The organism is Sphingomonas sp. Root241, assembly GCF_001428865.1.
In the GTDB taxonomy this organism is placed as follows: domain Bacteria; phylum Pseudomonadota; class Alphaproteobacteria; order Sphingomonadales; family Sphingomonadaceae; genus Sphingomonas.
In genome coordinates this window covers 420484-446119 of sequence record NZ_LMIV01000001.1, presented here as the reverse complement: position 1 = coordinate 446119, position 25636 = coordinate 420484, and the positions used below count along the sequence as shown (strand labels likewise).

Annotated in this window: 33 protein-coding genes; 15 read left to right on the top strand and 18 right to left on the bottom strand. The window is 67.1% G+C overall.

Going from position 1 to position 25636, the window contains the following annotated elements; all coding sequences use genetic code 11:
• Positions 1-62 precede the first annotated feature (62 nt).
• Entirely contained in the window at positions 63-614 is a 552-nt protein-coding gene (locus tag ASE13_RS02265) for a hypothetical protein (RefSeq protein ID WP_056610844.1), read from the top strand.
• A 19-nt stretch (positions 615-633) separates the two neighbouring features.
• Here ASE13_RS02265 and ASE13_RS02260 read toward each other — a convergent pair whose 3' ends face one another.
• The 10 genes from ASE13_RS02260 to ASE13_RS02215 form a co-directional block, all read right to left on the bottom strand.
• Positions 634-1365, bottom strand: a complete 732-nt coding sequence (locus ASE13_RS02260) for an extensin family protein (RefSeq protein WP_056610841.1) — start codon at positions 1363-1365, stop codon at positions 634-636.
• On the bottom strand, positions 1362-2108 hold the full coding sequence (locus tag ASE13_RS02255) for an NUDIX hydrolase (RefSeq protein WP_056610838.1): 747 nt from the start codon (positions 2106-2108) through the stop codon (positions 1362-1364). The genes ASE13_RS02260 and ASE13_RS02255 overlap by 4 nt, the downstream gene beginning before the upstream one ends.
• A 29-nt stretch (positions 2109-2137) precedes the next feature.
• On the bottom strand, positions 2138-3154 hold the full coding sequence (locus ASE13_RS02250) for an SMP-30/gluconolactonase/LRE family protein (RefSeq protein ID WP_056610835.1): 1017 nt from the start codon (positions 3152-3154) through the stop codon (positions 2138-2140).
• Positions 3155-3164: 10 nt separating this feature from the next.
• Positions 3165-4508 carry a gluconate:H+ symporter gene (locus ASE13_RS02245; protein ID WP_056610832.1) on the bottom strand — a complete coding sequence of 448 codons (1344 nt, stop codon included), beginning with the start codon at positions 4506-4508 and terminating at the stop codon, positions 3165-3167.
• Between the two features lie 61 nt (positions 4509-4569).
• On the bottom strand, positions 4570-5685 hold the full coding sequence (locus tag ASE13_RS02240; protein WP_056610827.1) for a Gfo/Idh/MocA family protein: 1116 nt from the start codon (positions 5683-5685) through the stop codon (positions 4570-4572).
• Between the two features lie 307 nt (positions 5686-5992).
• Positions 5993-7324, bottom strand: a complete 1332-nt coding sequence (locus ASE13_RS02235; protein ID WP_056610826.1) for an ATP-binding protein — start codon at positions 7322-7324, stop codon at positions 5993-5995.
• Positions 7321-8043, bottom strand: coding sequence for a response regulator (locus ASE13_RS02230; RefSeq protein ID WP_056610823.1), 723 nt, complete (start codon positions 8041-8043; stop codon positions 7321-7323). Before ASE13_RS02230 ends, ASE13_RS02235 begins: the two co-directional genes overlap by 4 nt.
• Positions 8044-8181: 138 nt before the next feature.
• A complete protein-coding gene (locus tag ASE13_RS02225) occupies positions 8182-8547 on the bottom strand; it encodes a hypothetical protein (RefSeq protein ID WP_056610820.1) in 366 nt (121 codons plus the stop codon).
• Between the two features lie 140 nt (positions 8548-8687).
• Positions 8688-10349 (bottom strand): DNA repair protein RecN, encoded by a 1662-nt coding sequence (gene recN / locus ASE13_RS02220; RefSeq protein WP_056610817.1) that lies wholly within the window; start codon positions 10347-10349, stop codon positions 8688-8690.
• Positions 10350-10400: 51 nt separating this feature from the next.
• Positions 10401-11210 carry an outer membrane protein assembly factor BamD gene (locus tag ASE13_RS02215; protein WP_056610814.1) on the bottom strand — a complete coding sequence of 270 codons (810 nt, stop codon included), beginning with the start codon at positions 11208-11210 and terminating at the stop codon, positions 10401-10403.
• A 168-nt stretch (positions 11211-11378) separates the two neighbouring features.
• On the opposite strand from ASE13_RS02215, the gene ASE13_RS02210 reads away from it, so the two are divergent.
• From ASE13_RS02210 to ASE13_RS19640, 3 genes are all read left to right on the top strand, one after another.
• Positions 11379-12203, top strand: a complete 825-nt coding sequence (locus ASE13_RS02210; protein ID WP_056610811.1) for a class I mannose-6-phosphate isomerase — start codon at positions 11379-11381, stop codon at positions 12201-12203.
• A gap of 112 nt (positions 12204-12315) precedes the next feature.
• On the top strand, positions 12316-12867 hold the full coding sequence (locus tag ASE13_RS02205) for a glycine zipper 2TM domain-containing protein (RefSeq protein WP_056610808.1): 552 nt from the start codon (positions 12316-12318) through the stop codon (positions 12865-12867).
• 152 nt (positions 12868-13019) lie between these two features.
• Positions 13020-13457 carry a hypothetical protein gene (locus tag ASE13_RS19640; protein WP_156404690.1) on the top strand — a complete coding sequence of 146 codons (438 nt, stop codon included), beginning with the start codon at positions 13020-13022 and terminating at the stop codon, positions 13455-13457.
• A gap of 36 nt (positions 13458-13493) precedes the next feature.
• Here the strand turns inward: ASE13_RS19640 and ASE13_RS02195 are convergent, their stop codons facing one another.
• Positions 13494-13721 (bottom strand): hypothetical protein, encoded by a 228-nt coding sequence (locus ASE13_RS02195; protein ID WP_056610802.1) that lies wholly within the window; start codon positions 13719-13721, stop codon positions 13494-13496.
• A gap of 119 nt (positions 13722-13840) precedes the next feature.
• On the opposite strand from ASE13_RS02195, the gene ASE13_RS02190 reads away from it, so the two are divergent.
• From ASE13_RS02190 to ASE13_RS02160, 7 genes are read left to right on the top strand one after another with little or no spacing between them, the layout of a single operon-like run.
• A complete protein-coding gene (locus ASE13_RS02190) occupies positions 13841-14575 on the top strand; it encodes a hypothetical protein (RefSeq protein WP_056610800.1) in 735 nt (244 codons plus the stop codon).
• Positions 14576-14633: 58 nt separating this feature from the next.
• Positions 14634-15011 (top strand): fluoride efflux transporter CrcB, encoded by a 378-nt coding sequence (gene crcB, locus ASE13_RS02185; RefSeq protein ID WP_056610797.1) that lies wholly within the window; start codon positions 14634-14636, stop codon positions 15009-15011.
• On the top strand, positions 15008-16102 hold the full coding sequence (locus tag ASE13_RS02180) for an RluA family pseudouridine synthase (protein ID WP_056610795.1): 1095 nt from the start codon (positions 15008-15010) through the stop codon (positions 16100-16102). The genes crcB and ASE13_RS02180 overlap by 4 nt, the downstream gene beginning before the upstream one ends.
• Before the next feature lies 1 nt (position 16103).
• Complete coding sequence (locus ASE13_RS02175) at positions 16104-16706, top strand: FMN-binding negative transcriptional regulator (protein WP_056610793.1); 603 nt, start codon at positions 16104-16106, stop codon at positions 16704-16706.
• Positions 16703-17362, top strand: a complete 660-nt coding sequence (locus ASE13_RS02170) for an HAD-IA family hydrolase (RefSeq protein ID WP_056610790.1) — start codon at positions 16703-16705, stop codon at positions 17360-17362. The genes ASE13_RS02175 and ASE13_RS02170 overlap by 4 nt, the downstream gene beginning before the upstream one ends.
• On the top strand, positions 17359-17577 hold the full coding sequence (locus ASE13_RS02165; RefSeq protein ID WP_056610788.1) for a hypothetical protein: 219 nt from the start codon (positions 17359-17361) through the stop codon (positions 17575-17577). Before ASE13_RS02170 ends, ASE13_RS02165 begins: the two co-directional genes overlap by 4 nt.
• A complete protein-coding gene (locus tag ASE13_RS02160) occupies positions 17574-18254 on the top strand; it encodes an ATP12 family chaperone protein (protein ID WP_056610785.1) in 681 nt (226 codons plus the stop codon). Before ASE13_RS02165 ends, ASE13_RS02160 begins: the two co-directional genes overlap by 4 nt.
• A 24-nt stretch (positions 18255-18278) precedes the next feature.
• On the opposite strand, the gene ASE13_RS02155 is transcribed toward ASE13_RS02160, so the two are convergent.
• The 7 genes from ASE13_RS02155 to ASE13_RS02130 form a co-directional block, all read right to left on the bottom strand.
• Complete coding sequence (locus ASE13_RS02155) at positions 18279-18521, bottom strand: hypothetical protein (protein WP_056610782.1); 243 nt, start codon at positions 18519-18521, stop codon at positions 18279-18281.
• A gap of 145 nt (positions 18522-18666) precedes the next feature.
• Positions 18667-18945 carry a hypothetical protein gene (locus ASE13_RS19635; protein ID WP_156404689.1) on the bottom strand — a complete coding sequence of 93 codons (279 nt, stop codon included), beginning with the start codon at positions 18943-18945 and terminating at the stop codon, positions 18667-18669.
• Positions 18946-19306: 361 nt separating this feature from the next.
• Positions 19307-19777 (bottom strand): hypothetical protein, encoded by a 471-nt coding sequence (locus ASE13_RS02150; RefSeq protein ID WP_056610778.1) that lies wholly within the window; start codon positions 19775-19777, stop codon positions 19307-19309.
• A 413-nt stretch (positions 19778-20190) separates the two neighbouring features.
• Positions 20191-20841 (bottom strand): guanylate kinase, encoded by a 651-nt coding sequence (gene gmk, locus ASE13_RS02145; RefSeq protein ID WP_056610775.1) that lies wholly within the window; start codon positions 20839-20841, stop codon positions 20191-20193.
• Positions 20842-20890: 49 nt separating this feature from the next.
• Positions 20891-21085, bottom strand: coding sequence for a hypothetical protein (locus tag ASE13_RS02140; RefSeq protein ID WP_056610771.1), 195 nt, complete (start codon positions 21083-21085; stop codon positions 20891-20893).
• Positions 21086-21298: 213 nt separating this feature from the next.
• On the bottom strand, positions 21299-22687 hold the full coding sequence (gene fumC / locus ASE13_RS02135; RefSeq protein WP_056610768.1) for a class II fumarate hydratase: 1389 nt from the start codon (positions 22685-22687) through the stop codon (positions 21299-21301).
• 98 nt (positions 22688-22785) lie between these two features.
• Positions 22786-23268, bottom strand: a complete 483-nt coding sequence (locus ASE13_RS02130) for an SspB family protein (RefSeq protein WP_056610765.1) — start codon at positions 23266-23268, stop codon at positions 22786-22788.
• Positions 23269-23367: 99 nt separating this feature from the next.
• On the opposite strand from ASE13_RS02130, the gene hisB reads away from it, so the two are divergent.
• Genes hisB through hisA form a run of 4 tightly spaced genes read left to right on the top strand, consistent with a single transcriptional unit; the run spans position 23368 to position 25545 of the window.
• The gene (gene hisB / locus ASE13_RS02125) at positions 23368-23955 is read left to right on the top strand and encodes an imidazoleglycerol-phosphate dehydratase HisB (protein WP_056610762.1); all 588 of its coding nucleotides are present in this window, start codon (positions 23368-23370) and stop codon (positions 23953-23955) included.
• Positions 23955-24227 carry a YciI family protein gene (locus tag ASE13_RS02120; protein WP_056610758.1) on the top strand — a complete coding sequence of 91 codons (273 nt, stop codon included), beginning with the start codon at positions 23955-23957 and terminating at the stop codon, positions 24225-24227. Before hisB ends, ASE13_RS02120 begins: the two co-directional genes overlap by 1 nt.
• Positions 24224-24826 carry an imidazole glycerol phosphate synthase subunit HisH gene (hisH, locus tag ASE13_RS02115; RefSeq protein WP_056610755.1) on the top strand — a complete coding sequence of 201 codons (603 nt, stop codon included), beginning with the start codon at positions 24224-24226 and terminating at the stop codon, positions 24824-24826. Before ASE13_RS02120 ends, hisH begins: the two co-directional genes overlap by 4 nt.
• Positions 24814-25545, top strand: a complete 732-nt coding sequence (gene hisA, locus ASE13_RS02110; protein ID WP_056610752.1) for a 1-(5-phosphoribosyl)-5-[(5-phosphoribosylamino)methylideneamino]imidazole-4-carboxamide isomerase — start codon at positions 24814-24816, stop codon at positions 25543-25545. The genes hisH and hisA overlap by 13 nt, the downstream gene beginning before the upstream one ends.
• The last annotated feature ends 91 nt before the right edge of the window (positions 25546-25636 follow it).

The window sequence follows — 25636 nt, the reverse complement described above, 5'->3', positions numbered from 1 at the left end:
GCGCGTTAACCATTCTGTCGCATGATCACCGTCGGGGATTGAGTGGGGTGGGAGTTAAGGTGATGGCATCGAGAATGAAGCCGGCCGAAGGCGCCATGACGCTGGCCGAAATGAAGGAATTCGCGGGGTTCAGCGCGGCTACGCAGCGTTATGTCCGCCGCGCGCTCGACATCGGGCTCGAACGCGAGGACGCGCTGGAGCGCTGGTCGCGCGACGTGGTCGAGGCGGCGAGCATCCGCGCCCAGGCGCACATGTACGAGCGCATCCCCGAGCTTCGCGCGCTGATGCCCGAGGATAGCGATCTCGATTCGATCGAGCCGTTCATGGCACCGCTGGTAACCGTGTCGGCGTTCGACCTCGGCCAGGGCCGCCTCACCACCTTTTCGGCCTATCGCTTCCTCTATGAGCGGCTGATCGGCGCCGAGGTCCGGCCGTGGCTCCCTTCGGCCTTCTGCTCGGCGGCGGCGCTGCCGCATTTGCACCCGGATCTGCGCCGGAAATTGCTCCAGTCGATCAGCGAAGCCGCGGCGACCGCCTCGGGCTGGTCGAACCGCCAGCCGGCTTTCTTCCCGCAATGGGTGGAGAAGGTCGACGCGGCGGCGCTTCCGCACTGATCTTCGCGCGGGCCTGCCCTCACCGGCAGGTCCGCCACCCCATTTCCCCGCGTGTCGCCTGGTCGAGATGCAAGTGATCGCGGTGCGCCGCGTTGTAATCGGGCGACAGTACCGTCGAGAATAATCTGCACCCGCCGGTGCGCACGTCGCGCAGGAACGCCGCCTTCGCTCCCCCGCTCTCCCAATCGCCGAGCACGCGGATATGCGTGCCGTCCGAAAGCCTGAAGCCGGCGACGTCGATCGCGTCCGCGGTGGCGTGCTCGCTCCAGTCGCCTGCGCTGCGGCCGTAGATGCGGCGGCACGAATAGCTGCCGAGATGCTCGATCCGCTCGACCCGCGCGCCGAAATGCTTCTGCGCGGCGGGCTGAAGGACGTTCCACTCCCACATCGCCAGACCGGCCGCCACGGGGCAGGAGACGCCGAGCCGCGCCGGACTGAATTCGATCTGCTGGGTGCCGCCCGGCGTGAAGCGAAGCCCATCCGCATAGCCGCATCGCTCACCCGACTTCACCGCCGGCAGGATCGTGTAGCGCACCCCCGCCGACTGGAGCAGCGCGCGGCATTCGGCGAAATTGTCGGTCAGGCCGGCGAGCTTGCGCCCGGTGAAGGCGCCGATCGGCTGGCCCAGATCGAGCCGCGTCCAGGGCAGGTCCTGCGGCCGGTTTCGCACCAGCGCGTAGATCGTGAAGAAGAGGCCCAGCAGCACCGCGAAGGCGATGACGGCGAGGACCGCCTGGCGGATCGTCCTCATGCGCGGATCGCTTGCGCCAGCGGCTCCGACGTGACCGGATAGCCGAGGTCGTCGGGGATGCAGAGGTGCCGGCCATCGTCGCGCGCCTCCATCCACGGCGTGATCGTGCGCACCGGATGCGCCCGGGCATCGGCCGCCGCATCGGCGAAGCTGGCGAACAATGCGAGCCGTTCGAGATTGCGACGGGTGGGGAAGATGATCATGGCCTCGCCGCGATCGGCCGCGTCGAGCACCGCGCGCGCCGAGGCCCAGAAGACGCGGACATTCTCGTTGCCGTCGACCACCGGCTCGGCGTCTTGCGGCGCCCGGGCGAGATAGAAGCGCGTGTCGAACACCTTGTGATGGACCCCCGCGGGCAGCCAGCGTGCGAACGGTACCAGCGCGGCGAGATCGAGCGCGCCCCCGACCTCGTCGAGCAATGCCCCCATCGCCTCGCCGGCATAGAGGCGCCGCTGGAGATCGGGGATCGCCGTGGCGGGGACCGTCACGCCGATTGCGACGCCGGCTTCCTCGATCGTCTCGCGCACCGCGGCGATGCGCGCGGCGAGGTCTTCGGGGTCCCCGTCCAGCGTCATCGCCAGCACATGGTCGCCCGGATCGACACGCCCGCCGGGAAACACCAGTGCGCCGCCGGCGAACGACATCGCCCGCGCACGCTCGACGATCAGCAATTCGGGCGGACCGTCAGCGGTCTCGCGCATCACGATCACGGTGGCCGCGGGAATCGCCTCGGGTTCGGACATGCCCCCGATCTAGGCGGCGATCCCCGGCTCTACCAGCCCGAGCTCTTCAGCCGGACGCGGGCGAGCATGTCGCTCGACGTGAGGAACAAGGTCCTGCCATCCTCGCCGAACGCGCAATTGGCGGTTGCCTTGCCGGTGGCGATCAGGCCGAGCGCCTTGCCTTCGGGCGAGAGGACATAGATACCGCCGGGCCCGCTGGCGAACAGCCGGCCGGCCCTGTCGACCTCGAGCCCGTCGGGCATCCCAGGAAGCTTCCGACTCAAGGGCTCGCTGAAATCGTGGAAGACGGTCGGCGCGGCGCGCGGCATGCCGTCGGCACCCAGCGGGTATGCGAGGATCTGCGGCCGCGCCTCATCCGACATCGCGACGTAGAGCGTGGTCTTTTTGGGGCAGAGGCCGATGCCGTTGGGGCGCTTGAGCGTGTCGTCGATCACCCGGACCTTGCCGTCGCGATCGAGCCGGAACACGCCGTTGAACGCCAGCTCCTTGAGCGGCGAAGTGTCGCCTTCGGTGAGGCCGTAAGGCGGATCGGTGAAGTAGATCGCGCCGTCGCGCCCGAACGCGACATCGTTGCAGCTGTTGAAGCGCTTGCCCTCATAGCGATCGGCGAGGATCTTCCGGCGTTTGGTGGCGAGATCAAGCGCGGCGATCGCGCGCGTTCCCGAATCGGCGATGATCAGCCGCCCCTGCGCATCGATTCCGAGGCCATTCGATCCTGCCTCGCGGATGCCGGCCGGGATTGGCCCGACCAGTCCCGACGGGTTCAGGAACGGCGTGATGCCCTCACCCTGCTTCCAGCGATAGGCGATGTTCGCCGGCACGTCGGAGAAGAGCAGATAGCCGCCGTTTTTCACCCAGACCGGGCCCTCGGTCCATCGATAGCCGGTGCCGAGCACTTCGATCGGCGCGTTCGCGTCGATCACGGCGTCGAGGCCCGGATCGAGCCGAGTGATGCTGCCGATGGTTTTGGCGCGTGCGAGCGCAGGGACGAAGGGGAGCGCCGCCATTCCGGCGAGCGCGGTGCGGCGCGTGATGGAGTTGGTCATGTCCCTCTCTTTACACGAACGGCCAGATCAGCAGCGCGATTCCGAAGCTGGTGAGCCCGGCGATCGTGGCGCCGATCGTCCAGCTGCGGAAGGTCTGTGCTTCGGTCAGCCCCAGATATTGCTTCACCAGCCAGAAGCCGGTGTCGTTGACGTGGCTGGCGATCGTGGCCCCGCCGCCGATCGCGATGGTGACCAATGCGATCCGACTGGGGCTGAGCGCCGCCGCGGTGATCAGCGGCCCGGCGAGCCCCGCGGCGGTCACCATCGCGACGGTGGCCGAGCCCTGCGCGATGCGGACGAACGCCGAGAGCAGGAAGGCGAAGACCGGCACCGAGACCTGCGCCGCGGTGACCAGGGCGGTGATCTGCTGTCCCGCCCCCGATTCGATCAGCACTTCCTTGTACGCCGCACCCGCGCCGATGATCAGCACCATCAGCCCGGCAGGTTCGAGCGCGCGGGTCATGATTTTCGAAAGCGTCGCCCAGGATGCGCCTTCGCGCACGCGGAGCCAGCCGGTCACCGACAAGGCGGCGAGCATCAGCGCAGTGAAAGGATGGCCGAGGAAGAGCAGGAAGGTCTTGGCCGGGCCCGGTGCCATCGCCTGCCCCGCCACTGCCGCGATGAGGATCAAGGCGAGCGGGAAGAGCATCGCGAGCAATGCCGGCAAGAAGCCGATCGGGTTGGTCTGGGGCGCGCCTTCGTCGAGCATCGGCGGCGGTGCCTGATCGCCGAAACCGGGCGCGCCGTGGAACATCTTCGCGAAGATCGGCCCGGCGAGGAGCGCCGAGGGTATCCCGCAGATCAGGCCGTAGAAAGCTAGCAGCCCGTAATCGGTGTGGATCAGCTCGGCGACCGCCACCGGGCCCGGATGCGGCGGCAGCAAGGCGTGCATCGTCATCAGCCCGGCGAGCAGCGGCAGCGCGAAATAAGTCACCCGACGCTCGGCGCGGATCGCCAGCGTGGCGAGCAAGGGCGCGAGGATGATGAAGGCCACGTCGAAGAACAGAGGCACCCCGACCACGATGCCCACCGCAGTGAGCGCCCAGGGCACGCGCTTCTCGCCGAACAGGTCGAGCAGGCGGTGTGCGATGGCGTTGACGCCGCCGCTCGCCTCGAGCAGCCCGCCGAGCACGGCGCCGAGCCCGATCACCACCGCGACGAAGCCGAGTGCCTCGCCCGTGCCCTTGCGGATCGCGGCGATCACCGACTGGGGCTCGCCGCCGAATGCCAGTCCCGTCACCAACGCCACCAGCAGGAGGACGAGGAACGGCTGCAGCTTGAAGCGCAGGACGAGCACGATCACCGCGGCGATGCTCGCGGCGACGATCGCCAGCGTGTACCAGGGCTCGGGCATCAGGCGCTCTCCACGCGGATTTCGATGAGTTTGGTGGTGAGAAGCTGCCTGGGGTCCGCCTTCACGCCTTGGCCACCCGGATCGCCTTGCCCTCGCGCGCCGAGCGATAGATCGCCTCGATCAGCTGCATGTCGCGCAGGCCTTCCTCGCCCGCGACGATCGGCTCGCGGCCGCTCATCGCGCATTCGGCGAGGTGATCGAGCTGCGCCACGAACTGGTTCTTGGCCGGCACCGGCAGCGTCACCTGCTCGGGCTTGCCTCTCTTGCGCGTCCACATCTGGTGCCCTTCATAGGGCGTTGCGGGCTCCATCCCGATCCAGCCATCGCCTCCGGTGGCACGCCAGGCATTGTGGTTCGAGCTGTAGCTCGACACGCACGCGGCCAGCGCGCCCGAGGGGAAGCGCATCTGCCAGTCGATCCGGTCCTCGACAGTGCGGAAGCGCGGGTCGGCCCTGTCGGTCGATTCCATCGCGCTGACTTCGACCGGCTCCTCCCCCGCGAGATAGCGCGCGGCATTGAGGCTGTAGATGCCGATGTCCATCATCGATCCACCGCCCGACAAGGGCCGATCGAGCCGCCACTGGTTGGGCTGGATGGTGAAGCCGTGCTCGGAGGTGATCAGCCGCGGGCGGCCGATGAAGCCGTTCTTGATCAGTTCGATGCCGTGGCGGTTATACGGCTCGAAATGGCTGCGATAGCCGATCATCAGCTTCTTGCCGGCCTTCTTCGCGGCGGCGATCATCGCCTCGCATTCGGCCGAGGACACCGCCATCGGCTTCTCGCACAGCACATGCTTCCCCGCCTTGCTCGCGCGAATCGAATATTCGGCGTGCAGCGCATTGGGCAGCACGACATAGACCAGGTCGATGTCGGGATTGTCGCGGATGCTGTCGTAATTGGCGTAGCTGTAGCGATGCGTCTTGGGGATGCCGTATTCGGTGCCGTAGCGCTCGAGCTTCTCGGGCGTGCCGCTGACCAGCGCGGAGAGCTTGGCGAACTCGCAGTCCTTCAGCCGCGGCATGATCTGGTTGGTGGCGTAGCTGCCCAGCCCGACGATCGCATAGCCCAGCTTGCGTTTCGGCGGCTCCTGCGCCCAGCCGCATGCCGGCAGCGTCGCCGCCAGCAGCGCGGCGCTCGAACCGGTCAGGATCTCGCGGCGGCTCTGTCCGTTGCTCATCACCCTCTCCTCTCGCGCTGCTTGGGCTGGCCGATCGTTCATCACGTCGCGCGTGTGAATCGATCTGCCGCCGTGCAGGCGGTAGCGCTATCATGATGGCGGACGGGAGCGAAAGACCCCTCATGGTCGTATGCCGGAGAGGTGCCCCGGCAGATCGTCTCGCGCCAGGTTGAGGACTCATATTCTTCCCTCGTCACCCCGGCCTTGAGCCGGGGTCCCGCTGCCTTTCGGACAAGCAGAAGAAGCGGGATCCCGGCTCAAGGTCGGGATGACGGAAATATGTTAGCGGTCCGTTTGGGATCTCAACCTAGATCGGCAGGCGCACGGTCGCGATCAGCCCGCCGCCTGGCCGGTCGGCCAGTTCGACATCGCCGCCATGCGCGCGCGCCACTGCCCGCGCGCTGGGCAGGCCGAGGCCGACGCCGCCGGTGTCCCGGTTGCGCGAACGCTCGCCGCGGAAGAACGGCTCGAAGACATGGTCGAGATCCTCGGGCGGGATGCCGGGTCCGCGGTCGCACACCTCCAGCACTGCGTGACCATCCACCCGATCGAGCGTCACTTCGGCGCCGCCGGCATATTTGACCGCGTTCGTCACCAGATTGGTGACCAATGCCTTGATCGCCGCGGGATTGCCGTCGAGTACCACGGTCTCTCCGGGCGCGAGCGTCACCGCCTCCCCGCAATCGGCGAGATCATCGACCACCGTCTCGGTCAGCGAGCGCAGGTCGAGCGGGCGCCGCACCGGCTTTTCGCTGGTATCGCGGACATAAGCGAGCGCGGTCGAGACCAGCCCCTGCATGTCGCGGATGTCGCTTTCGCACGCCCGGCGCAGATCGTCGGGCGCGGCTTCGAGCCGGAGCCCGAGCCGCATCAGCGGCGTGCGCAGATCGTGCGCCACTGCGCTGATCACCGTGGTGCGATCGTCGACATAGCGATTGAGCCGCGCCTGCATCGTGTTGAACGCAGCGGCCGCCTCGGCGATCTCGCCCGGTCCTTCGAGCTCGAGCGGTGGCGCGCGCGGATCGCGCCCCAGTCGTTCGGCGGCGGCGGCGAAGGCGCGGATCGGCTTGGCGAAGCGATGCGCGAGCGCCCAGGCGAAAGGCGCGACGGCCAGCGCCGAGACGATCAGCCACAGCAGCACGAACCAGCGCCACGGCTCGAAAGCCTCGACAGGCTCGACTCGGATCCATTGCCCGTCGGGCTGGCGCCACGCCGCCGAGAATCCACCGATGACGATGACGTTGCGCGCGACCGTGGGGCTGATCGGCGAAGGGCGCGGCACGGCGGAGCGCTCGAACACGCGCTCACGCTGGAGGAAAGGCGGGGGGAAACTGATCCGCACCTTGTCGGCCGACGTGCCGAGCGCGGTTGCCAGCGCCGCCCCGATACGCTCGCTACGCGGGTTCCATGGCACGGGCGGCACGTCCCCGACGCGCTCGACCTGCAGTTCGCCACCCGGATCGCGGCCTTGCTCCATGGTCTGAACGATGTACTCGACGGTATAGAGCTTGGCCGAGGGCGTCTGGGCCGCGACCAGCAGCGCGAGGTTCATGAGCTGGACCACCGCGACGCAGACCAGCATCAGCACGAAGATGCGCAGGAACAGCGGCGATCGGGCCGCGCCCCCGGCTGGGATCATGCGCGCGCGACTCGCGGCACGAACAGATAGCCTTCGTTGCGGACGGTACGGATGATCTCGTCGGCGCCGGCACGCAGCTTGCGCCGCAGGCGGCTGACCTGCACGTCGATCGCACGGTCATAGGCGTCCGAATCGGGGCCGCGCGCGGCCTGGAGCAAGGCCTCACGCGAGAGCACGCGCCGCGGCCGCTCGATGAACACGCGCAGCACTGCGAACTCGCCGTCGGTGAGCCCGACCAGCACGCCGTCGGGATCGAACAGCTCATGGCTGCCGAGATCGATCCTCCAGCCATCGAACATGTAGACTTCGCTCACCGGCGCAGGGTTCGTCCCGCGCTTGCGGAGTGCCGCGCGCACCGTGGCGAGGATCTCGCGCGGGCTGCACGGCTTGGGCAGATAATGGCCGGCACCGACCTCGAGCCCGAGGATGCGGTCCTGCTCCTCGCCGAGCGCGCTCAGCAGGATGACTTCGGGTCCCTCGCGCTTCGCGATGCGGCGGCACGCGGACAGGCCGTCCTCGCCCGGCATCATGATGTCGAGGATCACGCAATCGACCGGCGTGCGCGCGAGCACTTCGTCCATGCCGCGCGCATCGGCGGCGGTTTCGACCCGAAAGCCGCGCGCGCCGAGACTGTTCGCGAGCAGATGGCGGATGTCGTGATCGTCGTCGACGACGAGGAGCGTCGCGGAATCGGTCTGGGGTTGGGAGACGGTGTACATGGCGACCTTGTACAGGGAATGCGTCTGAATTGCTGCCCTAATTTTCCTTCGGGAGCGAATGCACGGGGAGCATGGCCGATGTAGAACGGGCCCCACCGTCGCTGGCGGAGCCCGTCATGGTCTTTCGGCCAAGGCCGCTTATCGGCCGTGATATCCCTGGCGATCATGCTTCTCGAAGCGGATCCGCGCCGAGAGCGCATCGAAGCGGCGATCGAGATCGCGGCGTTCGGCAAGCGTCAGGCCGGGGCGGCTCGCACGATAGCGTGCCTCGAGGCGGCTGAGGTCGCGGAACTGCGCACGGAGCCGAACGGCTTCGGCGCGGGTGAGCGAACCCGAGCGGATGCCCTGGTTGATGCGGGCCTCGAGCTTCGCCTGGCGCGCATTGATGTTCTGCCAGCCGCCCTGATAGCTCGCGAAATGCGGCGCGGGGGCTGCGATGGCGGCGGCGGGGACAGCCGCGGCGGCAATGCCGAGGCCGGCAAGAACGAGCGAGAACTTCTTCATGTTACTCTCCTTTTGCAACTGGACCGCGGCTGCGGTCGAAAGGCGTTATGAAGCGCCCGTGTCGCGGGAGTGTCCCATGGCCCCGCATTTTGTGTCGCGATTTGTCGCAGCTGCGAAAGGAGCGTTCAGGTTCGCCTTGTTCAGGCGGCGAGCAGGCGCTCCGCCTGGGCGCGTGCTTCCGGGGTGATCTCGGCGCCGGAGAGCATGCGGGCGATCTCCTCGCGGCGCTGTGCGGCGTCGAGCGGGGTGACGCCGGTCCGAGTGACGAAGCCGTCATGGCTCTTGGCGATCAGCAGATGCTGCGCGCCCCGCGCCGCCACTTGCGGACTGTGCGTCACGACGAGCACCTGCGCGCTCGACGACAGCCGCGCGAGCCGCTCGCCGATCGCACTGGCCACCGCGCCGCCGACGCCGCGATCGATCTCGTCGAAGATCAGTGTCGCCGCGCCGCCCTCTTCGGCAAGTGCGACCTTCAAGGCGAGGATAAAGCGCGAAAGCTCGCCGCCGCTGGCGATCTTGATCAGCGGCGCGAAGGGCGCCCCCGGGTTGGTCGAGACCTCGAATTCGACCCGGTCCATGCCCGCGGCCGACCATTGCCCCTCGTCGATTTGCTCGACCACGGTGCGGAAGCGCGCGGCGTCGAGCTTCAACGGCTTGAGCTCGGCCTCAACCGCGATATCGAGCCGCGCGGCCGCCCCGGCGCGCGCGGCGGACAGTGCGCGCCCGGCCTCGCGATAGGCGCGGTGGGTTTCCTCCACGGCGAGCGCGAGCCGGGCAATGCCGGCACCGCCACTCTCGACACGATCTAGCCGGGCGGACAATTCCTCCAGCAACGCGGGAAGATCGTCGGGCTGGACGCGATGCTTGCGCGCGACGCCGCGCAGCTCGAACAGCCGCGTCTCGTCGGCCTCGAGCGCGGCGGGATCGAAGGCCAGCGCCTCGGCGGCGAAATCGATCCGGTCCTGCGCCTCGGCACCCTCGGTGATCGCACGATCGATCGCGGCGAGCGCCTCGGCAAGCGCGTCATGGCTGTCGGCGATCCGCTCGAGCACGCGCGCGGCCTGGCGGAGCTGGCTGAGCCCGCCTTCCGATCCTTCGAGCAATTGCGCGATCGTCTGAAGCTCGTCGGCAACCTTCTCGCCGCGCTGCATCGTGGCGCGGCGCTCGGCGAGGCGCTCTTCCTCGCCCGCTTCGGGTGCGAGCGCGCGGAGTTCGGTGACGGCGTGATCGAGCCATTCGCGGTCGCGCTCGGCCACGTCCTGCTCGGCACGGGCTACCGCGAGCGCATCCTCGGCCTCGCGCCACGCGCGATGCGCCACGGCGACGGGACCGATATCGAGCCGCCCGAAACTGTCGAGCAGAGCACGATGGCCGCGCGGGTTGAGCAGTCCGCGATCGTCGTGCTGGCCGTGAATCTCGACCAGATGCGGCGCGAGCTCGCGGAGCAGGCCGGCAGAGGCGGGCTGATCGTTGATAAAGGCGCGGCTGCCGCCGTCCGACTTGACGATGCGGCGGACGAGCAAGGGCTCGCCGGGTTCGAGGTCGAGCCCGTTCTGCGCCATCACGTTGGCGATCGCGCCGCCCGGCGGCGGAGTCTCGAAGCTGGCGGTGACTGCGGCCTGCGCGGCCCCTTGGCGCACCAGCCCGCTCTCGCCGCGCGCGCCGAGCGCAAGGCCCAGCGCATCGAGCAGGATCGACTTGCCCGCGCCGGTCTCGCCGGTCAGCACGCCGAGGCCGGTGCCGAACTCAAGGTCCAGCGCCTCGATCAGGACGACATCGCGGATGGAGAGCGCCGTCAACATGCGCGGCGCCTTATTGCAGGAACGGAGGAAGAACGGAAGCCGCCCCGGGCATCAGCTCGCGGCGGGGTTCTGCGCCTTGGCGAGCTTGTCCTGATTCTTCTGCATCAGGTCATACGCGCGCTTGTACCAGTCGGTGCCGGGATAATTTGCGCCGAGCACCGCGGCGGCCTTCTGCGCTTCCATCGGCACGCCGAGCGCCAGATAGGCCTCGGTCAGCCGCAGCAGCGCCTCGGGCACGTGTGTGGTCATCTGGTAATTGTCGACGACGGTGCGGAAGCGCGTCGTCGCGGCGAGCCATTGACCGCGGCCTTCGTAGAAGCGGCCGATCTCCATTTCCTTGCCCGCAAGATGGTCGCGGACGAGATCCATCTTGAGGCGCGCATCGGCGGCATAGCGGGTGTTTGGATAGCGGCGGGTCAGCTCGCCCAGCGAATCGAGCGCCTGCTGCGTGATCTTCTGGTCGCGCGTGACGTCGGCGATCTGCTCGTAATAGCTGAGGCCGATCAGATAATAAGCATAAGGCGCATCGCGATTGCCCGGATGGACCGCGAGGAAGCGCTGCGCCGAGGCGATCGCCTCGGAATAATCCTGGTTCAGATAATAGCTGAACGCGCCCATCAGCTGCGCGCGGCGCGCCCAGACCGAATAGGGATGCTGGCGCTCGACTTCGTCGAACAATGCTGCGGCAAGCTTGTACTGGCGCTGGTCGAGCCGCTGCTTGCCCGCCGAATAGAGCGTTCCCACGTCGCGCGCGACATAGGGAAGGTCAGTCTTCACGCCGCGCTTGGCGCAGCCTGCGACCGAGAAGGCAAGCACCGGAACGAGGGCGAGCGCGAGCGCGCGAGCAAGGGGAATACGCATATGAGGGGGTCTTAGCCGAGCGTAGTGGCGTCAAACAATCCTTTTCGCGGCGCGATTGTGTCATAGGCCGCGACGGCCGGTGCGGCGGGCGCTTTTTTCGCGGGACCTTCTCCTGCATGGGCGCGTTGCGCTGGTCATTGCGCATCCGAGTATCGGGAGGGAAATTGAGTGACTGCGACGCTTCTCGCCACGCACCGTGTTGAAAAGCCCTGGGGACGCCACACTTTGTGGCCGGGTTTCGCCGATCCGGCACCCGACCAGGATCCAGTGGGCGAGATCTGGTTCCAGACGCCGGGCAATGCCGCTCCCGATCTGCTGATCAAATATCTCTTCACCAGCGAGAAATTGTCGGTGCAGGTCCACCCGAACGACGAACAGGCGCAAGCGAAAGGCCTGCCGCGCGGCAAGGACGAATGCTGGGTAATCCTCGACGCCGAACCCGATTCGACGATTGCGCTGGGGACGAAGGAGCCGATCGACCGCGAGACGCTGCGCGCCGCGGCGCTCGACGGATCGATCGAGTATCTGCTCGACTGGAAGCCGGTAAAGGCGGGCGACTTCTTCTATTCCGGCTCGGGGACGATCCATGCGATCGGCGCCGGAATCACTTTGGTCGAAGTGCAGCAGAACAGCGAGACGACCTATCGGCTCTACGATTACGGCCGCCCGCGCGAGCTGCATCTCGAGGACGGAGTCGCCGTGTCGGACCCGGTGCCTTATGTGCCACATCCGATGCCGGGCAAGGTGGCGGACGACCGCGAGATCCTGGTCGAGGGGCCCAAATTCGTGCTCGAGCGCTGGGAAGGCGGACGGCGCAGCTTCACGCTGCCCGAAGGCGTTACCGGCTGGCTGATCCCGCTCGCGGGCGAAGGCGTGGTCGACGGAGTCGCATTCCGGGCCGGCGAGTGCCTGACCTTGGAAGGGGCGTGCGAACTCCACGCCGAGGCAGGCAGCGACCTGCTCTTCGCTTATCCGGGTGCCGCGCGGATTTGAACGCGGACATGGCCCGCGGATGAACGGAACGTAGTTTCGCGTTCACGCAACCCGGCGATGCGCCGGTACGTTGGATCGTCACCTTCAATAATAAGAAAACAGGAGATGATCCATGCGTATCCTCTTTGCCGCGGCCATTGCCGCCGTGGCCATCCCGGCACTGCCGGCGATGGCCCAGACGCCCCGCCAGGAATATCGCGAAAACGTGCGCGAGGCGCAGCGTGACTGCAACCGCGAGCTGCGCCGTGCCGACAATCGCCGCGAATATGAGCGCGAAATGCGCGAATGCCGCCGCGACATGCGGCAGGCCCAGCGCGAATATCGCCGCGACAGCCGCGATTGGCGCCAGTATCGGAACTATGATTACAACCGCCTGCCCCGCGGCACGAACGCTTATTATGCCGATCAATATTATCGCGATGGCCGCTATTATCAGGAGCGCCGCCTGAGCCGGAACGACCGGATCTATCGCGGTAACGACGGCCGCTATTATTGCCGCCGCTCGGACGGCACGACCGGCCTGATCGTCGGTGGCGTCGCCGGTGGTTTCCTCGGCAACGCGCTCTCGAACGGCCGCAATGCCACGCTCGGCACCCTGCTCGGCGCGGCTGCCGGTGCGGCGCTCGGCTCATCGGTCGATCGCGGCCAGGTCCGCTGCCGCTAAGGTCTTTGCCACGCAGGCAAGAGAGGGCCCGGCGCTTCGGCGTCGGGCCCTTTTCGTTGGCGGGCTTCTATCGCGGAACGGCCGCTAGGTGGAAAGCGATCGTTAAGGTTGCACGGCCACTATCTGCATCGGCGTTGGCAGGAAGCTTTCTCATGCGACGATATCTGAGTGCGTTGATGATCGCGTCAGCCATGACGCTGTGTGCTTGGGATGCGCAGGCCTGCACGCCGGCACCGGTTGCGACTCGCAAGGCGGTTCCTCAGGCAGAGGTAGACCGGGCAGCGCGACGCATATTCACGGACGCAAGCTATATTGCTGAAGTTACCGTGATCAGATCACCTGGAGCGCGGATGCTCAATGACACAAAGGAACCGCTACCGGGGCTCCTCCGCGTAGAGGCGAGCATCAAGGGCACTCCGCCGCGCCTGATTCCGATACCTCTTCCCGATCCATGCTTTCTGTATTTCCAGCGCGTCGGAGAGCGCCTGTTTGTCGCTCGCCTCTTTGGCAACCAGCCATACCCGCTCGGCCAGCCGTCGATCGCGTCGCTCAAGCGCCAAAACCTCGGAAGCTGGAAGGACGTCCGCTAGTGGAGCGAAGCGGACAGCCGCGCAAACTCTCCGCTTTTAGATCAGCCCGCCGGTGAGGAAGAGCCGCAAGCCGCTGACCAGCATGACCAGCAAATTGAGGTTGCGGCCCGAGGTGCGACTGGAGAGCATGCCGATCACCGCGCCGACGAGCGCCACGGGAAAGGCAATCCAGTTGAGCATCGGCACCAGCGGGAATGGAATCACGCCGACCAGCGCGAACGGTATCGCGACCAGGCCGATCAGGATGGAGATGAGGTTCAGCATAAAGCAAACATGGGGGCGGCGCGGTGTGTTGGCAAGCTAAGTCGCGTGAGGCGCCCTCCCCAAGAGTTCCTTAACCTTGCTGCGGCATGAGGGGATGCCCAAAGGAGCGCCTTTTCGCAATGTTCCGCACCATCGGTTTCATCCTGTTCGTCTTCCTGCCGCTGGCACTTGCCGGCTGCGGTGGCGCGGACATGGCCAACAACACGCTGAGCGATGCCGAGCTCGGCAATGCCGCCGATCCGGCGCTCACCGGCGCGCTGCAGGACCAGATCATGGTCGACCCGCAGCTTGGCGGTCAGGCGAACGGCGATGCGGTGCGCCCGCCCAGCCAGCCTTATTCGGGCGGCGTTCCCGACGACGCAGTCGCCGCCAACGGCACCAAGATTGACACCGCCGGCTTGCTCAAGACGCCCCCGCCGGTCAGCGGCAAGGATTGCCCCCAATGCGCCGCGGCGCGCGAATCGGTGACGCTCGCCGGGATCGCCGCGCGCCAGAAGAATGCGCGGACGCGGGGCTGCGCGGGTTCGCTCCAATATTCGGCGAGCTGGGCGCAGCGGCTTCCGGCCGATCTGCCGCTCTATCCGCAGGCACGCGTGACCGAGGCTGCGGGCGCACAGGGCAATTGCGCATTGCGCGTCGTCAGCTTTTCCGCCGCGCAGCCGATGCAGACGTTGCTCGACTGGTATTACACCAAGGCCGTCCGCGCCGGGTACAGCGCCGAGCATCAGGTCGACGGCGCCCAGCACATCCTCGGCGGCACGCGCGCCCGCGACGACGGCGCCTATGTGCTGTTCCTCACCGCGCGCAGGGACGGCGGCACCGACGTGGATCTGGTCGCCAATAACGGGGCCTGAAGCGCCGCGCGCGAACAGCGCGGTTCCCCTCGCGGCCATTCCGCGCTACCGGCGCTCCATGCCTTCTCTTTTCCTCGTCATGATCGGCGGCGCATTCGGTGCCGGCGCCCGACATCTCGTCGGGCGTGCGACGCTCAGCCTGTTCGGCCCGAACTATCCCTGGGGCACGCTGGCCGTGAACCTGATCGGCGGGCTGCTGATGGGCCTACTCGCCGGCGGCCTGATGCGGTTCGGCGAAAATGGCGAGCAATGGCGGCTGCTATTGGGCGTCGGCGCACTCGGCGGCTTCACGACCTTTTCGGCCTTTTCGCTCGACGTGATGAACATGCTTCAGCGCGGCGATTGGGCGATGGGCCTCGGCTATATCCTCGCCTCGGTGATCGGCTCGGTAGTCGCGTTGGCGATCGGCCTCCAACTCGCGAGGGCAGTGGCATGAGCGGCACCGACGTCCGCCAGTTCCGCGTCGCCGCCGACGATGACGGCATCCGGCTCGATCGCTGGTTCAAGCGGCATCTGCCCGACACCAGCTTCAACATCGTCTCCCGCTGGGCGCGCACCGGGCAGCTCCGCGTCGACGGCGCGCGCGCCGACCCGAGCGATCGCGTCGCCACCGGCCAGATGATCCGCGTGCCCCCGGCCGAGCCGGTCAAGGCCAGCGCGGCCAAGCCCAAATCGGATCGCCCGCCGCTCAGCGACGACCAGATCGCGTTCGCGCGCGAGATGGTGATCCACAAGGATGCGCAGGCGATCGTGCTCAACAAGCCGCCGGGCCTCGCGACGCAGGGCGGCACCAAGACCTTCGAGCACGTCGACGGCCTGCTCGACGCACTCCAGTTCGAGGCCGAGGGACGGCCCAAATTGGTCCACCGGCTCGACAAGGACACGTCGGGCGCGCTGCTGCTCGCCCGCACCTCGCGCGCCGCCGCCTTCTTCTCGAAGCACTTCTCCGGGCGCAGCGCCAAGAAGCTCTATTGGGCGCTCGTCATGGGCGTGCCCGAGATCGAGGACGGGCTGATCGAGCTGCCGATCGGCAAGCAGCCGGGCACCGGCGGCGAGAAGATGCAGGTCGACATGAAGGAAGGCGCGCCCAGCCGCACGCGCTACCGCGTGATCGAGCAGGCCGGCAACCGCACCGCCTGGGTCGAGCTCCAGCCGCTCACCGGCCGCACCCACCAGTTGCGCGTCCACATGGCGGCGATCGGCCACCCGATCGTCGGCGACGGCAAATACGGGCTGCAGGAGGCGTTCCTGAGCGGCGGCATCTCCCGGAAGATGCACCTTCACGCGCGGCGCATCCGCATCGATCATCCCGACGAGGGCAAGATCGACGTCACTGCCGAGCTGCCCTCGCATTTCGCCGAATCGATGAAGACGCTCGGCTTCGACCTGGCGCTGGGCAACACCGACGCGCTCGACGACCGTCCACCGATGAGCCGCGAGCAGAAAAAGGCCCAGGCCCGCGCGCACGCCAAGGGCGTTCGCAAGGAACGGCGAGGCGAGCGGCGCGGCCGCGGCCAGAAGGACTGACGTGCATCCCAACCCGACCTTCCGCTGGGAGGACCGCGAGGCGATGCGCGGTTTCGTGGCGCAGCTCGGCTTCGGCGCGCTGTTCGCCGCCACGCCCGATGGTCCCCGCGTCGCGCATGTGCCGGTGGTGTGGCTCGACGAGACAACGCTCGGGCTCCACGTCGCACGCGGCAATGGAATCGCGCGGCACCTCGACGGCGCGACCGGTCTGTTCACTGCGCACGGACCCGACGCCTATGTCAGTCCCGACTGGTACGGTACCGGCCCCAACGAAGTGCCGACCTGGAACTATGTGAGCGTCGAGCTCGAAGGGCGGATGGTGCGGACCGACCGCGACGCGCTGCGCGCGATCATCGACGCTCTCAGCCACGAGCAAGAGCGCCGGCTCGCGCCCAAACCCGAATGGACCAGCGCCAAGGTCGATCCCGCCCTGCTCGGCAAAATGCTCGACGCGATCATCGGCTTCCGGCTCGAAGTCACGGCGTGGCGCGGCACGCGGAAACTCGGCCAGAACAAGCCCGAATCCGCCCGGCACGCCGCAGCCGATGCGCTCGACGCACAGGGCCGCCGTGCGATCGCGCACTGGATGCGCAATCCCGAATGAACCGCCTCGCGCTCTTCGATTGCGACGGCACGCTCGTCGACAGCCAAGCCAATATTTGCCGCGCGATGGAGGAGTGTTTCGCCGTCTCGCGGCTCGATCCGCCGCCGCGCGCGACGATCCGGCGGATCGTCGGGCTCAGCCTCGTTCCCGCCATCGCGCAGCTGCTGCCCGAGGCCGAGGCGGGCCAGCACGAAGCGATGGCCGAGGAGTATAAGCGCGCCTTCTTCGCGATGCGCGCCAGCGGTGCGCTCGCCCCCGAGCCCCTTTTCGAGGGGATCGCCGACGCGATCGAGACGCTCGACGCCAATGGCTGGCTGCTCGGCGTCGCCACCGGCAAATCCGATCGCGGGCTCAGGCACATTCTCGAGCATCACGGCCTCTACGATCGCTTCGTCACGCTCCAGACCGCGGATCGCCACCCCTCCAAGCCGCACCCCTCGATGATCGAGACGGCGATGGCCGAGGCCGGCGCTTCGCCCGGAACCACCGCGATGATCGGCGACACCAGCTTCGACATCCTCATGGCGCGCGCGGCGGGTGCGCATGCAGTAGGTGTTGCATGGGGCTACCACACCATGCATGAACTGTGGCAGGCGGGCGCCGGCCATGTCGTCGATCATGCGGCCGCGCTGCCCGCGCACCTGGAGGCCCTATGACCGATGCCGACCGCCTGGCGCAGAAGCGCTATTTCATGATCGTCGGAGTCAACATGCTCGCGACCGCGGGCGCCGTGCTCGGGCTGCTCGTCGCCGGGCGCTCGAACAGTTGGGAAGGCAGCGTGCTCGGCGGCGCGATCCTGCTTTCCTCGTTATATTTCATGGCGGTGGTGCCGCGCGCAATGGCGCGCCGCTGGAGGACGCCGCAGCCGTGAAGCGATTCTGGAAGCACGTGACGATCGAGCCCGGCAACGGCATCGCGCTCGACGGCAAGCCGGTGCGCACCCCCGGCCGCGCACCGCTCGCATTGCCCACGCCTCAGCTGGCCGAGGCGGTGGCCGGGGAATGGCGCACAGTGCGCGAGACGGTCGACCCGCGCGCGATGCCGCTGACCGGGCTCGCCAACGCCGCGATCGACCGGATCGCGCCCGACACGGCCGCCTTCGCCGCAGGGCTCGCGGCGTATGGCGAGAGCGACCTGCTTTATTACCGCGCCGAAGGACCCCCGCCCCTGGTCGAGCGCCAGAGGGCCGCATGGGACCCGCTGCTCGAATGGGCGCGCGGACGCTATGACGTGCATTTCGAGACGACCGCCGGCGTGATGCACCGCGCCCAGCCGGCCGCGACCGTGGCGCGCCTGCGCGAAGCAGTGGCGGCGCTCGACGCCTTCCGCCTCGCGGGCCTTTCGCCGCTGGTGACGGTAAGCGGATCGCTGGTCGCCGCGCTGGCGCTGCTCGAAGGCGCCGCCGATCGCGAGACGGTATGGCGCGCCGCGGAGATCGACGAGGACTGGCAGGCCGAGCAATGGGGCGAGGACGAACTCGCGGTGCAGGCACGCGACGCGCACCGCGCGGACTTCGATGCGGGCGCGCGGTTCCTGGGGCTGCTTTAGGTCGGCGTCAGTTGGCGAACGGCTCTATCGGTCCGGCTTGTCCTGCGCCGCCTTGCGATCGTTGCGGGCCGCGACCAGAAACAAGATGATGCCGACCCCCAGCAGGCCTCCCATGGCCATTCCCATTGTCTGGCCGACGACCGCCTGGAAATCCGGTGTGACGCGATCGGGATTGTCCATGCCGTAGCGGGCGAGATACCACCATATCCCTGCTAGGCCCGCTTCGATGATCACCATCACCAGGATCGTTCTCGTCTTCTTGCTCATCACCACTCCTCGACCAGAGATGCCTTTCGCCTAGCATGGTGGATCGAACGGCGACAATATTCGTGGTTGCGACGTCGCCGGGACGCCCGGAAGCTGCCCTTCGAGACGGTACCGAGTTACGGCGGGTAATGCCCAATAGCGGACATTAGACAGTAAGGTCTTGCTCGCATTTCGAGCATGACCGACGTGGCCACGGATGGCTGATTGCCATGAAGCCTATTCGCGTCGTGAATGGAGAGGTGCCGCACTCTGGACAGCGGAAAAGCCATAGCGCGGCGGCGCCATGAGCGAGCCAGAAAGCCGCGCCGGGAAGTGCGCCGATCAGACCCCAGCGAACAAACGGCAAGAACAGCCAGAACGGCGAGGTTATGAACAGGAGCATGATCCACGCCATGAACAACCAAGATTTTCGGTAGAGCGACATGTCTGGTTGTTAGGTCATGCGCGGCGCCTCGCCAACGACCGCTTTCCACCAATCTCGGACATCAGCCGTCGGATCGTCGGCATGATCCGCCGACGGCTGAAAGTGGTGGATAGCTGCCGTTCAGATCCTCCCCGGTACGGGGAGGGGGACCGCCGCCGAAAGGCGGTGGTGGAAGGGGAGCGCCACAGGCGACATCCTCTGCGGAGAGCCCCCTTTACCGGCCTGCAGCTGGCCACAGTGCCGGCAAGGATCGACGGTGGCCGCTCGTGGAGCGTTTCCGACCGTTCCGCTCCAGGCGTCTGCCTTCCCCACGAGAATGCCAGTCCGTGCAAATGGCTTGGCGCATCGCCGCCCCCGAAAGTCACATCGCGGAATAAGCCTCGGCGTCTTTGGGCAGCGCGTTTAGATCGAACGCCGTACTGAACTCGGCTTGCCGAACGCACGACATGTCCGAGATCCGGCGCGCGCCTTTCATCACGACCAGTCCCGAAACGGGCTTGGTACCGGTGCGGTCGTTCCCTCCCATGCTGTAGACGATGTAACTGTAAGGGCCGTTCGCGAACCTGAGTTGATATTGCGCGCTCGCGTAACGATCCGTCCGGTAGAATATATTTCCCCGCGCCGCGCTGCCGATGATCGCCATCTCAACTTTCGCGGGCGTGCCAAACCGATAGGTCAAAGTGCTGCCGACAGCCGTAACCGACACGAACTTTTTGCCCAGAGAGCATGCAAACACCTTCGATGCGCCGGCTTGCCCCTGCGCCGAAATCGGCATGGCCAGGCCGGCGAAGGTGACAAGCGCGATAGCGGCTATCCTGGCGACCGCTCCCATGGGTCCTCCCCTTGTATTTTGACACAGGCACTTCGGCGCGGTCCCTATCCGCATCCACTGGATGACGGCTTATGGGGTACTGAGACGTTGCCTGGAATGGCAGTCTCTGGGGCGCTGGCACGGTTTGCAATCGAGGTCTGATACCCCTTGCAATGTAGGATTTCGTTTGCTGGGATCGAGACGCTGCCGCCTGGCGGCCGCTCTTTGACAATGTCGGTCCGATCGGAACGCAAGGCGCTTCCGGGCCAGGCCCTTGTGATTTCCCGCAGGGCCCATTCATCGCCGGAACATGCGCGGCAGTGTGACCCTGGTGTGACCTTCGGTTCGCAAGATGCCGTGCGGTGGCGCGATCGCCCTCACCCGAATCGCGAACGGCCTGGAATAGCGACCTGCCCCGGGGCAGCGCCGTCGCGTTACTTGTTCAGCCCGCGGATGAACCCGATCAGCCCCGTCTGGCGCGAGCGCCGCAGCCGTTCGGCCTTCAGGATCGTGTGCACCGATTCGAAGCACTCCTCCACGTCGTCGTTGACCAGCACATAGTCATAGCCGTCCCAGTGGCTGACCTCGGCGGTGGCGCGGGCCATGCGGGCGTCGATCACTTCGACCGAGTCGGTCGCGCGGCGGATCAGGCGCTCGTGCAGTTCCTTGAGCGACGGCGGCAGGATGAAGGCGCGGACCACGTCGCCGCCGGCGAGCTGGAACAGCTGCTGCGCGCCCTGCCAGTCGATGTCGAACAATACGTCGCGACCCGAAGCGAGAATCTTGTTCACGCCCTCGCGCGGGGTGCCGTAACGCTGGTCGAACACGTGCGCCCATTCGAGGAACTCGTTGTTCGAGACCATCTCGCGGAACTTCTCGAGATCGACGAAATGATAGTCGACGCCGTCGACTTCGCCCGGGCGCATCGGCCGCGTGGTGTACGACACCGACATTTCGAGAAACGGATCCGCCGCGAGCAGCTTGCGCGCAATCGTCGACTTGCCCGCGCCCGAAGGCGAGGAAAGGACGAAGAGGACGCCGCGGCGGCGGAATTTATGCGGATCGTTCTCGGTGCGGTGGGGCATGGGCGCTACTGGCGTGCGGACTCGCCCCCCGTCAAGTCAGAGCGTCACGTCACACCGGCGGGTTCGAGCCTTGCGAAAGCTTGTAGGCGCCATACGCCACCGCGCCGAGCACGATCGCGGCGGGCACGACCCGCTTCGCCGCCTTCCAGGTGAGCACGCCCGCGATCGCGCCGAGCGTGCCGCCCTTGCCGTCGCGGCGATCGATCTTGTTGCCGATCCACCCTGCAATTGCGTCGCCGATCATTGGATACTCCCTCGCTTACCTGAGTCGAAGGGTAAGCGGTTGAATCCCGGACTTGTTCCCCTCCCTGTAAGGGAGGGGCTAGGGGTGGGTGCGACCCCGGCGAAGGCCGGGGGAGCCCATCGATGCGGCTCGAGAAAAAGAAAAGGCCGAGCATCGAGCCCGACCTTTTCTACCCACCCCCTGCCCCTCCCTAGGAGGGAGGGGAGAAAGAAGTCACTTCCCGACCATCGTCTCGGGGCGGACATATTCGTCGAATGTCGCCTCATCGACGAGCCCCAGCGCCAGCCCGGATTCCTTGAGCGTCAGCCCCTTTTCGTGCGCGTTCTTGGCGATCTTGGCGGCATTGTCATAGCCGATCACCGGTGCCAGCGCGGTCACCAGCATCAGCGATCGGCCGACCAGATCGGCGATCTGCTTCTCGTTTGCCTCGGTGCCGTCGACGCAGCGCTCGGCGAAGCTGGTCATGCCCACCGCGAGCAAGTGGATCGAGCGCAGCACGTTCGCGCCGATCAGCGGCATGAACACGTTGAGCTCGAAATGGCCCTGCATGCCGCCGACGGTGACTGCCTGGTGGTTGCCGATCACCTGCGCGGCGACCATCGTCAGCGATTCGCACTGGGTCGGGTTGACCTTGCCGGGCATGATCGAGCTGCCGGGCTCGTTGGCCGGCAGCGACAGCTCGCCCAGCCCCGAGCGCGGGCCCGAGCCGAGGAAGCGGATGTCGTTGGCGATCTTGTTGAGCGCCACCGCCAGCGTGTTGAGCGCGCCCGAGAAGAAGACGAGGCCGTCCTTGGCGGCGAGCTGCTCGAACTTGTTGGGCGCAGGCTCGAACTGCGTGCCGGCGATGTCGCTGATTGCCGCGGCCATGTCCTCGGCCCAGCCTTCGGGCGCATTGAGCCCGGTGCCGACGGCGGTGCCGCCGATCGCCAGCTTCCGGATATTGCCGTTCAGCGCCCCCTCGATCCGCGCCTTGCAGCTCACCAGCTGCGCGGCATAGCCCGAAAATTCCTGCCCCAGGGTCAGCGGCGTGGCATCCTGGGTGTGGGTGCGGCCGATCTTGACGATGTGATCCCAGGCTTCGGCCTTGGCGGTCAGCGACGCGGTCAATTGCTCGAGCGCGGGGACCAGCAGGTCACGCGTCGCGATTGCCGTCGCGACATGCAGCGCGGTCGGGAAGCTGTCGTTGGACGACTGGCTCATGTTGACATGGTCGTTGGGGTGCACCGGGCTCTTGCCGCCGCGCGTGCCGCCAAGCACTTCGTTGGCGCGGCCGGCGATCACCTCGTTGACGTTCATGTTGGTCTGGGTGCCGCTGCCGGTCTGCCAGATCACCAGCGGGAACTGGTCGTCGAGCTTGCCCGCGACGATCTCCTGCGCCGCCGCCTCGATCGCGTCGACGATCTTCGCGTCGAGGCCATGCTTGCGGTTCACCCGCGCCGCGGCCTGCTTCACGATGGCTTGCGCATGGACGATGCCCAGCGGCATGCGCTCCATGGCGCCGAACGGGAAATTCTCGATCGAGCGCTGGGTCTGCGCGCCCCAATAGCAATCGGCGGGAACTTCGATGGCGCCGATCGAATCGGTTTCGGTGCGGGTGTTCATTCTTCCTCCGTCACCCCGGCGAACGCCGGGGTCTCAGGCCGCTGACGCAGCCTCGCTGGCATGAGATCCCGGCTTGCGCCGGGATGACGGCCCCTTAGCTATTTCTTCCGCTTGAAGTCCACCGAGACGACGTTCGATCCGTCGTCCGCGGGCGTCACGGTCGGGCCGTCATTCTCGGCCTCTTCGTGCGGCTCGGGGCCCTCGGGCACATCCTGGGCCTGGAAACGCAGCTCGAAATTGACTGCCGGATCGTGGAAGCCGGTGATCGCCGAGAAGGGGATGTTGAGGATCGCCGGCACCTGATTGAAGCTCAGTCCGACCGAGAATTTCTCGTCGTCGACCTTCAGATCCCAGAAGCGGTGCTGGAGGACGATCGTCATCTCGTCGGGGAAACGCTCGATCAGCCGCTGCGGGATGTCCACGCCGGGCGCGTGAGTCTTGAAGGTGATGTAGAAATGGTGCGCGCCGGGGAGCGCCTGAGTCGCGGCGACCGTTCCGAGGACCCGGCCGACCACAGCGCGAAGGGCTTCCTGGACGATCTCGTCATAGGGAATCAGGCTGTCAGGTACGGCACCGGTCATGGGCCTTGGGTAGCGTTTCACGCCCACGGGTCAAGCGTATGCTGCTTGACCCCAAGCAAGGCTATTTTGCTTGGGGCCAAGCGGGCGCTATGGGGGCGCATGCGCACCGCCACGATCAGCCGCAAGACGAGCGAGACCTCGGTCGAGGTCACCGTCAACCTCGACGGCACCGGCGCCTATGCGGTTTCGACCGGCATCGGCTTTTTCGATCACATGCTCGAGCAATTGAGCCGCCATTCGCTGATCGACATGGACGTGAAGACCGTCGGCGACCTGCACATCGACCAGCACCACACGGTGGAGGATACCGGCCTCGCGATCGGCGAGGCGATGGCCAAGGCGCTGGGCGACAAGAAGGGCATCCGCCGCTACGCCGACGCGCTCTCGCCGATGGACGAGACGCTCGCGCGCGTCGCGATCGACATTTCGGGCCGGCCCTTCCTCGTCTGGAAGACCGAGTTCAGCCAGAAGCGACTCGGCGAGATGGACACCGAGATGTTCGAACACTGGTTCCACAGCTTCGCCCAGACCGCCGGCGTGACGCTCCACGTCGAGACGCTGTACGGCAGCAACAACCACCATATCGCCGAGGCGGCGTTCAAGGGCCTCGCCCGGGCGCTGCGCGAGGCGATCGAGATCGATCCGCGCAAGGCGGACGTCATCCCCAGCACCAAAGGCGTCCTCTGATGATCATCGTCCTGCTCCGCTACACCGGCGACGTCACTCCGCACCGCGATGCGCATGTCGCCTGGCTGCGCGAGGCGCTGGCCGAGGGCCGGCTGATCACTGCGGGGCGCCAGCCCGAGACCGGCGGCGTGCTGATCGCCCGCGGCGAACGCAGCGATGTCGAAGCCTGGGCCGCGCAGGATCCGTACCGGCTGGCGGGCGTCGCGGAGAACGACTTCGTCGAATTCACCCCGAGCATGGCGGCGCCGGCGCTGGAGTCGCTGCTGCCGTGAGCATCGCGCTGATCGATTACGGCGCGGGCAATCTCCATTCGGTCCACAATGCGCTCAAAGCCGCGGGCGCCGAGGGGCTCGTCATCACCGCCGATCCCGATGCGGTGGCGAAGGCCGATCGCGTCGTGTTGCCCGGCGTCGGCGCCTTCGCTGCCTGCGCCGCGGGCCTCCGCGCGATCCCGGGCATGATCGAAGCGCTCGATCGCCGGGTTCGGCAGGAAGCCGCGCCTTTCCTGGGTGTCTGTGTCGGCATGCAGCTGATGGCCGATACCGGCGAGGAATATGGCGTGCACGCGGGACTCGGCTGGATCCCCGGCACCGTCCACGCGCTGCCCCCCTCGCCCGCCGTGCGCGTGCCGCATATGGGCTGGAACGACGTGATTCCCGCCGCCGATCATCCGCTGATCGAGCGCGGCGAGGCTTATTTCCTCCACAGCTTCGCCTTCACGGGCGATTCGGTGCTGGCGACCACCGAGCACGGCGGCACTGTCACCGCCGCGATCGGCCGCGACAACATGGCCGGCGTCCAGTTCCACCCCGAAAAGAGCCAGCGCTACGGCATCGCGCTGCTGGAGAGGTTCCTCAAATGGCGGCCTTGATCGTCTTCCCCGCCATCGACCTCAAGGCCGGACAGGTCGTCCGGCTCGCCGAGGGCGATATGGATCGTGCCACCATCTATGGCGACGATCCCGCCGCACAGGCCGAGATCTTCGCGAATGCCGGGGCCGAATGGCTGCACGTCGTCGACCTCGACGGCGCCTTTGCGGGCGAATCGGTCAACGGCGCGGCGGTCGCGTCGATCCTCGAGCGCTTCGGCGGCAAGGTCCAGTTGGGCGGCGGCATCCGCAACCGCGGATCGATCGAGCGCTGGCTCGATCTGGGCGTCGAACGCGTCGTGATCGGCACCGCCGCGCTGGAGAATCCCGATCTCGTCCGCGAAGCCGCGCGCGACAATCCCGGCCGGATCGTCGTCGCAGTCGATGCGCGCGACGGGCTGGTCGCGACACGCGGCTGGGCCGACGTGTCCGACGTGTCGGTGGTCGATCTCGCCCGCCGGTTCGAGGATGCCGGCGTCGCAGCGTTGCTGTTCACCGATGTCGGCCGCGACGGGCTGCTCAAGGGGTGCAATGTCGAGGCGACGGTGGCGCTCGCCCGGGCAGTGACGATCCCGGTGATCGCCAGCGGCGGGGTGACCGATATCGGCGACATCCACGCGCTGAAACGCCATGTCGACGACGGTGTCGAAGGGGTGATCACGGGGCGGGCGCTGTATGACGGTCGGCTCGATCTCGCCTGGGCGATCGAGGTGGCGCGGTGAGGGCGCAACGAGAACTAGCCCCTCCCCTTCAGGGGAGGGGTTGGGGGTGGGGCCTGTCCGTCTCACCGAGACTTAAGCTTGGGGCACTGCC

What these genes read in the sequence shown, in the direction of transcription:
- ASE13_RS02165 (WP_056610788.1), top strand. Translation starts at nt 17,359, where the DNA reads ATGACCGATGCCGACCGCCTGGCGCAGAAGCGCTATTTCATGATCGTC.
- ASE13_RS02245 (WP_056610832.1), bottom strand. Translation starts at nt 4,508, where the DNA reads ATGCCCGAGCCCTGGTACACGCTGGCGATCGTCGCCGCGAGCATCGCC.
- ASE13_RS02155 (WP_056610782.1), bottom strand. Translation starts at nt 18,521, where the DNA reads ATGAGCAAGAAGACGAGAACGATCCTGGTGATGGTGATCATCGAAGCG.
- ASE13_RS02260 (WP_056610841.1), bottom strand. Translation starts at nt 1,365, where the DNA reads ATGAGGACGATCCGCCAGGCGGTCCTCGCCGTCATCGCCTTCGCGGTG.
- ASE13_RS02235 (WP_056610826.1), bottom strand. Translation starts at nt 7,324, where the DNA reads ATGATCCCAGCCGGGGGCGCGGCCCGATCGCCGCTGTTCCTGCGCATC.
- ASE13_RS19640 (WP_156404690.1), top strand. Translation starts at nt 13,020, where the DNA reads ATGCGACGATATCTGAGTGCGTTGATGATCGCGTCAGCCATGACGCTG.
- ASE13_RS02130 (WP_056610765.1), bottom strand. Translation starts at nt 23,268, where the DNA reads ATGACCGGTGCCGTACCTGACAGCCTGATTCCCTATGACGAGATCGTC.
- ASE13_RS02150 (WP_056610778.1), bottom strand. Translation starts at nt 19,777, where the DNA reads ATGGGAGCGGTCGCCAGGATAGCCGCTATCGCGCTTGTCACCTTCGCC.
- fumC (WP_056610768.1), bottom strand. Translation starts at nt 22,687, where the DNA reads ATGAACACCCGCACCGAAACCGATTCGATCGGCGCCATCGAAGTTCCC.
- ASE13_RS02195 (WP_056610802.1), bottom strand. Translation starts at nt 13,721, where the DNA reads ATGCTGAACCTCATCTCCATCCTGATCGGCCTGGTCGCGATACCGTTC.
- ASE13_RS02205 (WP_056610808.1), top strand. Translation starts at nt 12,316, where the DNA reads ATGCGTATCCTCTTTGCCGCGGCCATTGCCGCCGTGGCCATCCCGGCA.
- ASE13_RS19635 (WP_156404689.1), bottom strand. Translation starts at nt 18,945, where the DNA reads ATGTCGCTCTACCGAAAATCTTGGTTGTTCATGGCGTGGATCATGCTC.
- ASE13_RS02255 (WP_056610838.1), bottom strand. Translation starts at nt 2,108, where the DNA reads ATGTCCGAACCCGAGGCGATTCCCGCGGCCACCGTGATCGTGATGCGC.
- ASE13_RS02180 (WP_056610795.1), top strand. Translation starts at nt 15,008, where the DNA reads ATGAGCGGCACCGACGTCCGCCAGTTCCGCGTCGCCGCCGACGATGAC.
- hisB (WP_056610762.1), top strand. Translation starts at nt 23,368, where the DNA reads ATGCGCACCGCCACGATCAGCCGCAAGACGAGCGAGACCTCGGTCGAG.
- crcB (WP_056610797.1), top strand. Translation starts at nt 14,634, where the DNA reads ATGCCTTCTCTTTTCCTCGTCATGATCGGCGGCGCATTCGGTGCCGGC.
- ASE13_RS02170 (WP_056610790.1), top strand. Translation starts at nt 16,703, where the DNA reads ATGAACCGCCTCGCGCTCTTCGATTGCGACGGCACGCTCGTCGACAGC.
- ASE13_RS02230 (WP_056610823.1), bottom strand. Translation starts at nt 8,043, where the DNA reads ATGTACACCGTCTCCCAACCCCAGACCGATTCCGCGACGCTCCTCGTC.
- ASE13_RS02240 (WP_056610827.1), bottom strand. Translation starts at nt 5,685, where the DNA reads ATGAGCAACGGACAGAGCCGCCGCGAGATCCTGACCGGTTCGAGCGCC.
- hisA (WP_056610752.1), top strand. Translation starts at nt 24,814, where the DNA reads ATGGCGGCCTTGATCGTCTTCCCCGCCATCGACCTCAAGGCCGGACAG.
- ASE13_RS02250 (WP_056610835.1), bottom strand. Translation starts at nt 3,154, where the DNA reads ATGACCAACTCCATCACGCGCCGCACCGCGCTCGCCGGAATGGCGGCG.
- ASE13_RS02265 (WP_056610844.1), top strand. Translation starts at nt 63, where the DNA reads ATGGCATCGAGAATGAAGCCGGCCGAAGGCGCCATGACGCTGGCCGAA.
- recN (WP_056610817.1), bottom strand. Translation starts at nt 10,349, where the DNA reads ATGTTGACGGCGCTCTCCATCCGCGATGTCGTCCTGATCGAGGCGCTG.
- ASE13_RS02190 (WP_056610800.1), top strand. Translation starts at nt 13,841, where the DNA reads ATGTTCCGCACCATCGGTTTCATCCTGTTCGTCTTCCTGCCGCTGGCA.
- ASE13_RS02140 (WP_056610771.1), bottom strand. Translation starts at nt 21,085, where the DNA reads ATGATCGGCGACGCAATTGCAGGGTGGATCGGCAACAAGATCGATCGC.
- gmk (WP_056610775.1), bottom strand. Translation starts at nt 20,841, where the DNA reads ATGCCCCACCGCACCGAGAACGATCCGCATAAATTCCGCCGCCGCGGC.
- ASE13_RS02215 (WP_056610814.1), bottom strand. Translation starts at nt 11,210, where the DNA reads ATGCGTATTCCCCTTGCTCGCGCGCTCGCGCTCGCCCTCGTTCCGGTG.
- ASE13_RS02120 (WP_056610758.1), top strand. Translation starts at nt 23,955, where the DNA reads ATGATCATCGTCCTGCTCCGCTACACCGGCGACGTCACTCCGCACCGC.
- ASE13_RS02225 (WP_056610820.1), bottom strand. Translation starts at nt 8,547, where the DNA reads ATGAAGAAGTTCTCGCTCGTTCTTGCCGGCCTCGGCATTGCCGCCGCG.